At 43.8% G+C, this 13,508-nt stretch carries 10 protein-coding genes and 1 pseudogene; 6 read left to right on the top strand and 5 right to left on the bottom strand.

Annotated elements, in window-relative coordinates; translation table 11 throughout:
* Positions 1 to 15 precede the first annotated feature (15 nt).
* Both BQ4305_RS16890 and allC read right to left on the bottom strand, forming a co-directional pair.
* Positions 16 to 1,269, bottom strand: a complete 1,254-nt coding sequence (locus tag BQ4305_RS16890; protein WP_110928927.1) for a pyridoxal-phosphate-dependent aminotransferase family protein — start codon at positions 1,267 to 1,269, stop codon at positions 16 to 18.
* 15 nt (positions 1,270 to 1,284) lie between these two features.
* Positions 1,285 to 2,532, bottom strand: a complete 1,248-nt coding sequence (gene allC, locus BQ4305_RS16885; protein ID WP_110928926.1) for an allantoate deiminase — start codon at positions 2,530 to 2,532, stop codon at positions 1,285 to 1,287.
* Between the two features lie 379 nt (positions 2,533 to 2,911).
* Between allC and BQ4305_RS16880 the strand changes: the two genes are divergently transcribed.
* The 4 genes and pseudogenes from BQ4305_RS16880 to uraH all read left to right on the top strand — a co-directional run bounded on the left by BQ4305_RS16880 (position 2,912) and on the right by uraH (position 7,878).
* Complete coding sequence (locus BQ4305_RS16880; protein WP_110928925.1) at positions 2,912 to 4,519, top strand: PucR family transcriptional regulator; 1,608 nt, start codon at positions 2,912 to 2,914, stop codon at positions 4,517 to 4,519.
* Between the two features lie 156 nt (positions 4,520 to 4,675).
* Positions 4,676 to 5,998 carry a nucleobase:cation symporter-2 family protein gene (locus BQ4305_RS16875; protein ID WP_110928924.1) on the top strand — a complete coding sequence of 441 codons (1,323 nt, stop codon included), beginning with the start codon at positions 4,676 to 4,678 and terminating at the stop codon, positions 5,996 to 5,998.
* Positions 5,999 to 6,013: 15 nt separating this feature from the next.
* Positions 6,014 to 7,511 (top strand): annotated as a pseudogene (pucL, locus tag BQ4305_RS16870) (factor-independent urate hydroxylase).
* A 7-nt stretch (positions 7,512 to 7,518) separates the two neighbouring features.
* On the top strand, positions 7,519 to 7,878 hold the full coding sequence (uraH, locus tag BQ4305_RS16865; protein WP_110928923.1) for a hydroxyisourate hydrolase: 360 nt from the start codon (positions 7,519 to 7,521) through the stop codon (positions 7,876 to 7,878).
* A 163-nt stretch (positions 7,879 to 8,041) separates the two neighbouring features.
* Here the strand turns inward: uraH and ggt are convergent, their stop codons facing one another.
* Positions 8,042 to 9,619, bottom strand: coding sequence for a gamma-glutamyltransferase (gene ggt, locus BQ4305_RS16860; RefSeq protein ID WP_110928922.1), 1,578 nt, complete (start codon positions 9,617 to 9,619; stop codon positions 8,042 to 8,044).
* Positions 9,620 to 9,878: 259 nt separating this feature from the next.
* Here ggt and BQ4305_RS16855 point away from each other — a divergent pair, with 259 nt between their 5' ends.
* Complete coding sequence (locus BQ4305_RS16855; protein WP_110928921.1) at positions 9,879 to 10,469, top strand: chromate efflux transporter ChrB; 591 nt, start codon at positions 9,879 to 9,881, stop codon at positions 10,467 to 10,469.
* On the top strand, positions 10,466 to 11,002 hold the full coding sequence (locus BQ4305_RS16850; RefSeq protein ID WP_110928920.1) for a chromate efflux transporter ChrA: 537 nt from the start codon (positions 10,466 to 10,468) through the stop codon (positions 11,000 to 11,002). The genes BQ4305_RS16855 and BQ4305_RS16850 overlap by 4 nt, the downstream gene beginning before the upstream one ends.
* A 121-nt stretch (positions 11,003 to 11,123) precedes the next feature.
* Here BQ4305_RS16850 and BQ4305_RS16845 read toward each other — a convergent pair whose 3' ends face one another.
* Together BQ4305_RS16845 and BQ4305_RS16840 are read right to left on the bottom strand one after the other, a co-directional pair.
* Positions 11,124 to 11,600 carry a chromate efflux transcriptional regulator ChrS gene (locus tag BQ4305_RS16845; RefSeq protein ID WP_110928919.1) on the bottom strand — a complete coding sequence of 159 codons (477 nt, stop codon included), beginning with the start codon at positions 11,598 to 11,600 and terminating at the stop codon, positions 11,124 to 11,126.
* 248 nt (positions 11,601 to 11,848) lie between these two features.
* Entirely contained in the window at positions 11,849 to 13,264 is a 1,416-nt protein-coding gene (locus BQ4305_RS16840) for a SpoVR family protein (RefSeq protein WP_110928918.1), read from the bottom strand.
* Between the last annotated feature and the right edge of the window lie 244 nt (positions 13,265 to 13,508).

Genomic DNA, 13,508 nt, shown 5'->3' with positions numbered 1-13,508 from the left:
GCGCTTCTCCGTCCGTCACCCCAGAACCGGTACAGCGCCTTCAATATTTTCATACACATCCAAAGCAGCCTGCATCGCTTTCCCATGATTCACTTTATATCCATGCCGGACAAGAACGGCCTCCAATGCCGAAACAGTGAACAGAATATTTTCTTTGCGGCAGCTGTATCCCATCGTTCCAATCCGCCAGATCTTTCCGTTCAGCGGTCCAAAAGATGAAGCAATCTCAATCCCGAATTCTTTTAGAAGCATGCTGCGGACCGACTCTCCATTTACTCCTTCCGGGATACTGACACAGGTGACAGGGATCAATTTATTCGCCCCGCTTCCATATAATTCAAGACCCATCGCATCCAAAGCCTTTGTTAAAGCCGTTTCATGAAGCTTATGACGGGCAAACCGGTTTTCCAATCCCTCTTCCAGCACAAGTCTGAGCCCTTCCCTCAGAGCATACAGCATGGACGTAGCTTCTGTATGGTGGTTCAATCTTCTCGGCCCCCAATAATCTTGAAGCATGCTCAAATCCAGATAATTGCTTAAAATCGGTTTCCGATTTTTAGAAGCTGTTAATTCTTCCTCGGTCGCAATGCCCTGTTCCACTTTTTTTCTTTTCATCAGAATTTTTTCAATCCGTTCATTATAAGTAATCGGCGCCATGCCAGAAGGGACAGAGAGACATTTCTGGGTTCCGCCGATCAGCCCGTCGATACACCAGTCATCCACTTTAACCTCCATGCCGCCAATCGAGGCGACAGCGTCTACAACGAGCAATATATCCATTTCCCTGCACGCTCTGCCTATTTCTTTTAATGGCTGGGCGCATCCAGTTGACGTCTCCCCATGAACCAAGGCCGTTATTTTTGGGCGGACTCTTTTCATTTCTGCAATCACATCCTTAGGATTAAACACCTCTCCCCAAGGACATTCCATTGTATGTACTTCCGCGCCTGCTCTTTGGCAAATCTCCACTAAAAGATGTCCAAACCGTCCAAAAATAGGCACGAGAACCTTGTCCCCCGGTTCAATGATACTGCACAGCATGGCTTCATTTCCCGATCTTGAAGTGCCGTCAACCGGAAAGGCCCATCGATTTTTCGTTTGGAAGACCTGCCTCAGCATATCCATGACTTCATTCATAATTGCTGTAAAGGCTGGATCAAATTGCCCGAGTATAGGTGTGCTCATAGCTCTCAAAACTCTTGGATCCACTTCCACTGGCCCTGGTGTCATAATCGTTCTGATCGGTGTATTTAATTCAGCATATGTCATTTTCCGTTCCCCCTGTTAATAGGCATATTGATATAAAAATTCCTCAAGAATGTCGATTCCTTTCTCTAGATCAGCCGCTTTTGTGTATTCTTTTGGAGAATGGCTGATTCCATCTTTACTTGGTACAAACAGCATCGCAGCCGGACAAAATGATCCAAAAACCTGAGCATCGTGACCTGCTCCGCTGACCATCTCCATATAAGGAATATTTTTTTGAACCGCTATTTCTTTCAGGCTCCCCGCCATTTCTCTGTTCATTGCGACCGGCTTAACATCCATCCATTGATCCACTTTCACATCCATCATGGATTTCCTTGCTGACTGCTGCATATACTCAAAAGCCCTCTCACAATAAAAGGCAAGCACTTCCTCCTTATAATGCCGCATATCTACACTGAACTCGGCCATTCCGGCAATCACATTCGGCACATTGGGGGAAATTTCCGCCTTCCCTACCGTTACTACAAGATCCGGATCGATTCTTTTAGCCTCTTCTGTCAAATAGGTAATAAATTGAGCTGCCAGCACAACAGCATCTTTCCGGTATGCCATCGGTGTAGTGCCCGCATGATTGCTCTCACCGGAAATCCGGATTGTGTACCGTCTTTGGCCGACGATATGGCTTACAACTCCAATCGATTTATTCTTTCTCTCAAGTACCATCCCCTGCTCTATATGGAGTTCAACATAACAGCCAATATCTGTGCGTACTGGCTCTGTATACACTTCTTTCGGAAAACCCGCTTCTTCCATAGCCGTTAAAAAGGGAATTCCATCTTTATCCTGAAGCTGCTGAACGTCCTTTAAACTGTATCTCCCTTGAATATTTCTGGATCCCCAAAAGGTAATCGGAAATCTGCTCCCTTCCTCTTCGCATAAAGAAACAATCTCAAGAGTCCTTTTCGGCTGTCCGTATTTTTCCTTCAGCCGTTTAACAGCAAGAAAGCCGGCAATGACACCTAAGGCGCCGTCATATTTCCCTCCATTAATCACAGTATCAATGTGAGAGCCTGTTAAAATGGTTTTTTCCGACGGATCAGATCCATTCAGTCTCCCAAACAAGTTGCCTACTGTATCGAAATATGTCTCAAAGCCTTCCTGCTCCCACTTCCTTTTTAGAGCATTTTGAGCCATTCGCCAAGACGGAGAATACAAAAGCCGGGTAACTCCTCCGCTTTCTGCTTTCCCGAATTCGGCAAGCCATTCAATCCAATCAGCTGCCCGATCCTTGTTCACTTGATGTCCTTCTAATCGCATCGCCATCCAGTTCATCCTTCCATCCTTTTTCTTTTTATAACAGAAAGGCTTTCTCCAAGCTCTTTAATCGACGAACTTCGCCATATACCTGTTTACAATTCTGTCCATCTATCCATACACTCATCTGCTGAACCAGTCATCTCCTTCTGCTTTGTTTTAAAAATATTAGCAAAATTCATATAATATTTCACTACTAATGTGATAAAATCTAACATAAGATGCTATTTTCATATGAATGTACAAAAAAGAAAAACGTTTTGGAGAATTTGACAAAGGGGTTGGAGAATTTGTTAGTCACAAGGTACAGACATAAAATGTCCATTCTTCAAAAAGAAGGATATAAATCTTCAAGAGTTCAAAAACCAAAAGAAAGGATTGGGGATGTATGAACACTGCTGCTCTCCTTCAACTTACCGCATTGGACGGAACCAAAGTCATCGCAGGCGAAAGCGGACTGATAAATAAGATTGAATCCGCCAATATGATGGATGCTCCTGACATCGCTGACTACTTAAAACCAAATGAATTTCTCGTAACGACCGCCTATCATTTTAAAGACCATCCCGAATCCATGGCCGAACTGGTTATCTCAATGGCTGAACAAGGCTGTGCCGCTCTCGGGATTAAAACAAAAAGATTCTTGCAGGAGATACCCGAGCAAGTGATCCGTATTGCCAATGAACAAGCATTGCCTATTATTGAAATCCCTTCCCACCTTTCTTTGGGGGAAATCGTAAACTTGACACTGAAAGCCATTCTTGACCAAAGAGCCGGCGAACTAACTCAGGCTCTTGAAATTCATAAGCAGTTCACACAAATCATTATGAAAGGAAACAGGCTGGATAAATTAATTGAAAATCTCTCCAGTATGATCAGCCTCCCCGCAGTCCTGCTGAACCAATATTTCAAACCAATTGCCCGGTCTGCTGCCGGGTTCAGCCTTGAGCAGCTCAGCACCGCTGTGGAAATGAATAAGAGTTCATTTATCAATCCTCTTCCTTCCTTTTCTATCAAAGGCGGCTCCTGTACATTCACCGTTTTCCCTGCCCATATCGGTGAATTAAAGACCTGTTACTTGATCATTATGGGCGAAGTGAAGGAGGAGGAACGTTTATCAAAACTGATTATCGAGCAAGCCTCCAATGTTATTTCCTTTGCTTTAATGAAGGAATATGCGGTCACGCAATATGAACAGAACATTAAGAATGACTTCTTCCAGCACTTTTTGGATGGAGCCTTTTCCACTGAAGGAGAAACGCTGAACCGGGCTGCAGAATTTGGACTTTCTCCGGATTCCAAATATATTTGTGCCGTCGGAAAAATGGATGGAGAGGGATTTGAAGGAAGCTATGCCCTTTCACAGCAAAAAGCAGATACCTTGTTTGGCTATATGGCTGAATCATTTACTTTTTCAGAATTTCCCGTTCACTTTTTTAACAAGAGGCCCTTCTGCATCGCCCTTTTTGAATATAGAGGAGATCCATCGAATGCCCTGCAGGCAGCAGAAGGAGCACTGATTCAAATCCAATCTAAAATCAACAAACAGTTTCATTCAGGAATCTCTTTCGGGATGAGCAGTCTATGCCATGGATTTCTGCATGTCAAAAACGCCTACAAAGAAGCATCAGAAGCTTTTCAGAATGGATTCCTGCTAGGCAAAAAACCTTTCATCCAGGTTTATAAAACAAAGGACCTGACAGAATTATTGCGGCTTATCCCTGCAGAAGACCTGCAGAATTTTTATACACATGCATTAAAAGATTTTTCTTTCAGCAACTCAGAAGAAGAACAGTCGCTGCACAGCACCTTATCTGTATATCTTGAAACACACGGCCAGGTATCAGAAACAGCCAAGCGGCTGTATGTTCACAGGAATACAGTGGTTTACAGGCTGGAAAAATGTGAAGAAATGCTCGGCCGTTCACTGAAGGATCCAGAAGTGACCCTCCAGCTTCGCATCGCTTTTCGGATAAAATCTTTATTAAATCTATAGACCCTTCTTAATCGTTCTTCCAGTTGGTCAGAATGTCTATACCAAAAAAATAATATTAGCGATATTAGCCAATGACTTTTGTCAGACTATTCTTTATTATGTAAATATTAATTACATTGAATGTGATTTTAAATCACGTAAGGGAGGAATAGTACGATGAGTGAAAAAATTGATAAGTCAAAAGTGTTTTCACTTGGCTTGCAGCATGTGCTCGCCATGTACGCCGGCGCAATCCTCGTTCCCATTATCGTCGGAGGGGCACTCGGCTTCAACACCCAGCAGCTGGCCTACCTGATTGCCATCGATTTACTGACATGCGGAATTGCAACCCTGCTTCAAGCCTGGAAGAACAAATATTTTGGAATCGGACTTCCCGTCGTACTAGGCACTTCTTTCGTCGCCGTCCTGCCGATGGTGTCCATCGGAAAAAGTTACGGTATCACTGCCATCTATGGTTCGATTATTGCAGCAGGCCTCTTTATCATTCTTTTTTCGAATGTTTTCGGAAAAATGCTTAAGCTTTTCCCCCCCGTTGTGACCGGTACCGTCGTCATCATCATCGGTCTTTCTCTTGTTCCGACAGGCATTAAAAACATGGGCGGCGGTGAAGGAAGTGAAAACTTCGGATCTGCAGAGAATCTGGCTCTATCCTTTGGTGTGTTAGCAGTCATACTTCTTATTAATCGTTTTTTCAAAGGATTCATTCGGGCTATTTCTGTATTGATTGGAATTGCAGCCGGCACAATCGCCTATTCCTTTACCGGAAAAATGGATGTAACCGCTGTTGCTGATGCCCCTTGGTTCCGCTTGCCTGCTCCCTTTTACTTCGGTGTCCCAACCTTCGAGATTGTCCCTGTCCTGACTATGATTCTAGTAGGATCCGTCATTTTGGTTGAATCTACAGGAGCCTTCCTCGCGCTTGGCAAGATTACTGAAAGGGAGCTCAATCAGAAGGATATCGTAAGAGGGTACCGGGCAGAAGGATTATCCTTTGCCCTTGGCGGAATCTTCAACGCTTTCCCTTACAGTACATTTGCTCAAAATGTCGGCCTCGTTCAATTATCGGGAGTTAAGAAAAGAATCGTAACAGTGACAGCCGGTTTCATATTAATCGCACTGGGAATGGTCCCAAAAATAGCAGCATTAGCTACATTAATTCCAACTTCCGTTCTTGGCGGGGCCACCGTCGTCATGTTCGGCATGGTCATCTCCTCCGGAATCAAAATGCTGAGTGACGTAGATTTCAGTGACAATAACAATTTGCTGATCATCGCCTGTTCAGTATCTTTAGGCCTTGGCGCTACTGTTGTACCCGAATTATTTGCTGTTCTGCCGGAAACTGTCCGGATCATTGTCGGAGACGGAATCATTACGGGCAGCCTTGCAGCCATTCTCCTGAATCTCCTGCTGCCCAAGACCAAAAGCAAACCTAAAGAAAGGACAGAAGAACAGGCCTCTCCAAAGGTTATGACTTCCTGAAATGAGGTGATAAACATGAAAAGTATCGAAGAAATCAATCGATTAGGCGAGCAGGACTTCACAGACTTTTTCCGTGATATATTCGAACATTCTGCTTGGATTCCAAAAAAAGCATTTGCCGGACGTCCCTTCCTCTCTCTTGAAGACCTGCACGGTAAAATGAGGGCTATCGTGGAGGCAGCTCCCCCAAAAGATAAGCTGGCCTTAATTGCCGCTCATCCGAATCTTGGAGACAGAGCCGCCATGAGTGCTGAATCTTCGAAGGAACAGCGAGGAGCAGGACTTACAGATTTAACCGAGGATGAGTATCAAAGATTTGTCCTGCTTAACTCTCAATATATGAAAAAATTCGGATTCCCTTTTATCATGGCCGTGAAAGGAAAAAATAAGCAGGAAATCTGCGAGGCGATGCAATCCCGAATTTCTTCAGAAAAAAATGAAGAAATGGAAACAGCCCTGCAGGAAATTTACCAAATCGCCCGGCTCCGCCTGGAAGAACAAATAAAAACTGAAGGAGAGATCTTTTATGAAAAATAAATCAGCCCAAAAGAAATTATGTTACGGAAAAGGAGATGTGTTTGCATACCGTACCTATGCCTCCCCATTAACCGGACTACCTGTCATCCCTGAATCTGCCTTCACGGAGCGAAAATCTAACATTTTCGGAACGAAAATCAAGGTTGCTGTATTCGGGGACGCCTTCGTTCCCTCCTTCACAGAGGGAGACAACAGCCTTATTGTCGCTACTGATTCTATGAAAAACTTCATCCAGCGGCATTTAGGAACATACATAGGCACGACCCTCGAAGGGTTCTCTGCCTATGTTGCTGAAGCATTCCTCGATAAATATGCACATATTGATTCTGTTCAACTTACAGCCGAGGATATACCGTTCGAAACTGTGTCAGAGGCGGCAAACGGCGGCGAGATAAAAGAGAGCAGCCTCGTTTTCAAAAAGTCAAGAAACGAACGGGCCCAAACGATGATTGAAGTTTCCCGGACAAAAGAAGGCACTGAAATCATCCAGCAAAGCAGCTCAATCCTTGACCTTCAGCTTATTAAAATCAGCGGTAATTCCTTTGTTGGTTTTATCCGTGATGAATACACCACACTTCCGGAAGATGGGGACCGCCCGCTTTTTGTTTATTTAAATATCCACTGGATTTATGAAGAACAAGAGACCGCTTTTGGAATCGAACCTGATCTATATGTCGCAGCTGAACAGATTATCGATATCGCTACCTCGGTTTTTCACGAAATGGAGACGCCCTCCATCCAAAACCTGATTTATGAAATTGGCTGCCGAATCCTGACCAGATATCCGCAGCTTCTTGAAGTGACGTTCGAATCTCAGAATCATACATGGGACACAGTCGTCGACCATATTCCTGGATCAAACGGAAAAATCTATACCGAGCCCCGTCCCCCTTATGGTTTTCAGGTTTTTACGATCACAAGGACACTGCTCGAAAACAAAAAAGCGCTTGCCGGCAGCGAAAACGTAAACGGGTGAGCACCAAATGACAGGACTGACAACCCATGTATTGGATTTAACACACGGAGAGCCAGGCGCAGGAGTAAAAATTGAACTGTATCGTCTAGAGGCCTCATCAGGTCAGCGGATATTTATCCGGACAGGGACTACGAATGCTGACGGACGTTTGGATGAACCCCTTCTATCCGAAAATGAAAGGGAAAAGGGCACTTATGAACTTCTGTTCTACATTGGGGACTATTTTCGAAAGAAAGGGACCGTCCTTCCGGAGCCTCCGTTTTTAGAGGAAGTACCCGTTCGTTTCGGACTGGAAAATACAGCTTCCCATTATCATGTACCGCTGCTTGTATCTCCCTGGGGATATCAAGTCTACAGAGGAAGTTAAAATGATACTTGGACAATGAGTATCAGCCAAAGAAAAATCCGAACTGGATTCAACATTCTACGATAAGAATGTTGAACCGTTCGGATTTTTTCTATAAAAACACTTTTTCAAGCCTGAATATTCGTATTTAATGATGGCCGTTATGTTCCTCAGAGCATCAGATTCAGTACCCGATGGCGGCACCGTCTCCCCTTGGATCGGCTCCTCCTTCAAGGAACCCTTCATCCGTAATCTTGATTGCCTGAGCATGTCCCATTATTCCGTCAAACTCCTCTACAACTTCCACAAGATGGCCATTTTTCCGTAACGCCTCTGCTACATCCGGATCGATTCGCCCCTCAACTTTAAGAGCCTCACTGGCCTCTCCCCATGTTCTTCCCCACACAAATCGCGGTTCATTGATTGCTTGCTGAGGATCCATTCCGAAATCAATCATTCTTGTAATGATGGCTGTCTGGGTCTGCGGCTGGCCTTCTCCACCTTGGGTTCCATAAATGATTTTTAATTCTCCGTCCTTTGTGGCCATAGCAGGCATCAATGTATGAAAAGAGCGCTTTCCCGGTTCAAGCGTATTCACATGTTCCGGATCCAGCGAAAAGAAAGAGCCGCGGTTCTGCAAAATAATTCCGGTTTCCCCTGCTGTCACTCCAGATCCAAATTCAAAATACAGACTTTGTATGAAAGAAACAGCATTGCCTTCTTCATCCACTACAGCAGCATACGCTGTATCACTCCCAACCGGAGGGCTAGTCACAGCTGCTGCATCGCTTTGAATTCCAGCAGCCATCTCCGCAGCAAAGGTCTTATCGAGCAGGCTGTCTAACGGAATATCATAAAACTCCGGATCGGTTAAGACCTCATTCCGTTCACGGAACCCCGCTTTTAATGATTCCACAAGCAAATGATAATACTCGGCTGAACCATGTTCCAGCTCTCCTATCCGGAAATTCTCGAGGATATTCAAGGCCATCAGCCCGACAAACCCTTGTGAATTAGGCGGCATTTGATGAATCTCATAACCGTTGTAAGAAGAAGAAATCGGGTCTGTCCAATTCCCCCGGTGAGAAGCAAAATCCTCGCTGGTTAGAAGGCTCCCTTGTTCTTTCAAACCCTTCACTATTTTTTCAGCCAGTTCTCCGCGGTAAAACGTGTCTCTTCCTTGATCAGCAATAGCTCTAAGACTTTGGGCCAAGTGCTTTTGGACAAATCGTTCTCCTGCAGCCGGGATTTTTCCTCCCGGCGTATAGATATCTGATGTTCCCGGCATCTCAGATATCCAATTCCAGTTCTTTTGGGTATATGCCACTTGATTTTGCGAGATTGGAAATCCCTTTTCAGCATATTCAATAGCCGGCTCGAGCACCTCTTTCAAGGAAAGCCGACCATATTGCTTCAGCACCGCATCCCAGCCATCCACCATCCCCGGTACAGTCAGCGCACTCTTCACTCCCCGAAAAGGGATTTTTTCTTCCCCTGCAAAGGAGTCACGGCTTACACCGTATCCTGAACGGCCGCTGCCATTATAGCCTCTGATCGCCGATTCAGATTTATGATAAGTGAGCCAGAAGCTGTCTCCGCCGAGCCCTGTCATATGCGGGTAGACTACTGCCAAGCAGGAGCTTACAGCAACTGCCGCATCAAAGGCATTTCCTCCGCGCTCCAATATTTTGTTCCCTGCCCCTGAAGCTAAGTAATGCGGACTGACGACCATCCTTTTTGTTCCTATGATTGCTCGATTCATCTGAAAGCTCCTTTCCCAACATTCATTTTTCTTTTCATTATACCGTTAAATCTCTTACATTCATTAAAAAATTTAAAATTTTCTAACAAATTGTTCTCTTTTTTCTCTTTCTTCTTTCCGAAGGTTTTATCATTATCCATATTTTTTTCATTTAGTTATTTTTTCTTGAAGTTTTCATGCAAAAGGAAAGTAAATTTGATATGATGAATATACTATAAATGTTTGAAAATTCTCACATCAAATCACTTGGAGGATTCTTATGAAGAAACATTATCTAGAATTGACCATCGGCATGATGCGGACCGGAATATTAGGTTTCGGCGGCGGCCCTTCGGTTATCCCATTAATCCGGCATGAGGCAGTTTCAAGGTACCATTGGCTGGATGACGAAGAGTTCGGCGATACACTGGCTATTGCCAATACACTGCCAGGACCGATTGCTACGAAAATGGCAGCCTACTTGGGGTACCGGACAAAAGGTTGGACAGGTGCACTTGTAAGTGTGGCGGCACATATCCTGCCAACCTGTTTTGCCATGGTGTTTCTCGCCGCTTTCATTAATGTATTAAGCAGTTCGGTCATTGTCGGCAATATGATTGCTGCTGTTCTTCCCGTTGTGGCAGTCATGCTTGGACAGATGGCTTATGAATTTGGGGAAAAGGCCGTAAAAGGACTTGGTTTAGCACTCGGCATTGCATTTTTTATTATCTCTTTTTTGCTGCTCCAAGTCGTCTCGCTGCACCCTGGTATCGTCATATTTATTTTCCTTCTTTATGGAGCTTTTCACTTTAAGTTGAAGGATAAGCGAAAGAAACCGAAATCCATCCGGAAGGAGGAACGTCAGGCATGATTGTTTGGTATCTATTTTTAGCCTTTTTTATGGCCAATATCTTAGGCTACGGAGGCGGTCCTGCATCCATTCCGCTGATGTATGATCAGATTGTCAGCCGCTTTGAGTGGATGAACAACAAGGATTTTTCGAATATGCTCGCTTTGGGCAACTCGCTGCCCGGTCCAATCGCTACTAAGATTGCGGCTTATGTAGGATATGATGTATACGGATGGCCTGGTTTCCTGATGGCTCTTGCCGGAACGGTCATCCCCTCAGCCGTTGCCCTTATTTTGTTATTGAAAATTCTTAGAAGGTTTAAGGGGTCCCCGGTCGTCAAAGGCATGTCCTTGCTTGTACAGCCCGTCATTGCCATTATGATGCTTTTGCTGACATGGAGTATAGCGAAGGATGCATTTGTTTCCATTGGATATATCCATGCTTTAATCATTGCAGCACTGGCCTTCCTGGCTCTGGTGAAATTTAAGATTCACCCGGCTTTTGTCATTATTCTCGCCTTTGTCTATGGCGGCGTCATTATTCCATTGACCTAAAAAAGTGAATCCCAGGACCTGCTTCCGGTGTCTCCGAAACGGAAACTCCACAAAAAAGCCATCAACTTTCTCTGTGAGAATTTGATGGCTTTTATTTTGTCCAGCTTCTGTTAAACCAAGCTTACAGTTTCATTCCCATCCTGCTTTTATATCGTTTAATTAAGATTTGGCAGTCCACACTTGAGACTCCTTCTACCGCATACAGTTTTTCGTTCAGAAACCGTTCCATCTCTTGATTATCTGTAAAAATACCATGCATATGCAGCTTGCTGGGACCTGTCATATGATACAGGCTTGTCACCGAAGGATCCTGCTCCAGCTTCAAGGCAACTGCTTCCAGATGCTTCGGTTCCACCTCCACATTAAAAAAAGCCGAAACATGGACTCCTATTTTGGCTGGATTGATGACTGCCGTAAATTTTTCTATTACTTCCTTTTCAACCAAACTGTTGATGCGCGCCTGTACAGCAACCCTGGATAAATCCACTCTTTTCGCTAATTCTGTATAGGAAATCCTTCCGTCCTCATGAAGAATATCTAAAATTTTTTTATCTGTTTCATCGATTTTCAAATGGGGAATTTGGAACTCCTCTGACATATACCATAACTCCTTTTCTTGAATAGCATCCAATTATCATACGCTCCCTGAAACCTGCTGTCAGGTTCTTTTAGGTTTTACTTCATTCTTGGAGAAATATATATTCAGGGAAAGCTTTCCACTTCAATTATATAACAATCCTTCATGATAATGGGCCGCAATTCTTTAAAAAGTACAGGAAGGCATGCTTCAAAAAGAAAGGCGCCCGAACTTTCGTTCAGCGCGCCCTCTTTTTTACTTGATTTCTATTATAAATACTTCCGATGAAGACTTTTTCCATCATAGGAAAACATAACTTCTTTGTTCTCTAACATGGTTTCTAAATGGACGGTACGCCCCCACAGCTGAAAAATGTACGGGAGTACTTTTTCCAAATATTTTAAATCAAGTTCAATATCTTCATACCAATGCTTAAGGTAAAGCTCCCCGCTTCGCATGAAATCTCCGTCATTGACCGTAATATACGGAAAGCCGCCATTGACCCTCATTCCGACAAGCTGGTCTCTAACTTGTTCCCAGCCTTTGTCAACGATTTTATAATCTTTGCCTTGCTTTTGGAATAAATACATATCTTCTCTTGTCACCAGGTCTTTTGTTAAGTAATTTCGCAGGAAAGAAATATCTGATTCAATCTCCCTGACCTCGAATAGCTTTTCCCTTCCAGATCCGGGCTCGACCCCCATCCTTTTCATTTCATCCGTTGGGTTATTATACCGTTCCTCGATATCTTCCAGGACCTTTAATCCTAAATAATATGGATTAATGCTTGTTCTGGATGGCTGAACGACTCCGGCATTCAGCTTGGCAAATTCGATGGATTCTCCTGACGTCAAATCGAGTTCTCGGATGATCCGCTGATGCCAGAAGGAGGCCCAGCCTTCATTCATAATTTTCGTTTCAAGCTGAGGCCAGAAATAAAGCATTTCTTCTCTGATCATTGTCATAATATCGCGCTGCCAATCTGTCAGCTCGCTGCTGAATTGTTCAATGAACAGCATGATATCCTTCTCTGGCTTAGGGGGGAATTTTTTTCGTTTCTTTTGAATCGGTTTCTTTCTAGGCTTATCTTTATGGTCCAGAGACCAAAGGTCATCATACTCTGATAAAGCTGTCCTTTCCTGTTCCTGTTCTTCCTCATCCATGTCCCAGTTCAGCTTCACCCGCATCAGCGATGGATCAATATGCTCCTCGATGGCCAATACAGCATCAAGAAATGTCTCTACTTCCTTTTTTCCGTGAAGCATTTCATATTGTCTGATTCTGTCGGCTGTAGCTGCCATGCTTTCCACCATGTCCCGCTTCGTATTGCGGAAACGAACATTATTTTTGAAAAAGTCACAATGGGCCAAAACATGGGCCACAATCAGCTTATTTTGAATCAAAGAATTGGAATCCAATAAAAAGGCATAGCATGGGTCAGAGTTAATGACCAATTCGTAAATCTTACTTAATCCGAAGTCATACTGCAGTTTCATTTTATGAAATTGCTTTCCGAAGCTCCAATGAGAAAAACGGGTGGGCATTCCATACGCCCCAAATGTATAAATAATTTCTGAAGGGCAGATTTCATATCTCATCGGGTAAAAATCCAGTCCGAATCCTTTAGCGATTTCTGTAATTTCACTTATGGCATATTGCAAGGCTTTTTGATCGGGTACATTCATCCGCTTTTCCCCCTGTCTTTTCCTTTATCCTAAATGTATGAAGGATTGGGAGAAAAATGACTTAGGATGCCTGTACACCTGAATCCCTTTTATTCTTATTGTTATTCATTTGAGGAAAATTCATTCTGCCCTTCGCGGCCTGTTCAGCTATTTTTTTATTCAGGTAAATACCAACAACCCCGTCAATCCGCACATCCCACTTTTTAACTGAGATTGTTGCCTGCATTTAGAACAAAATATAAAC

The sequence above is a fragment of the Bacillus massiliglaciei genome, assembly GCF_900098925.1.
GTDB lineage: Bacteria > Bacillota > Bacilli > Bacillales > DSM-1321 > Peribacillus > Peribacillus massiliglaciei.
This window is presented reverse-complemented; position numbering and strand designations above follow the sequence as displayed.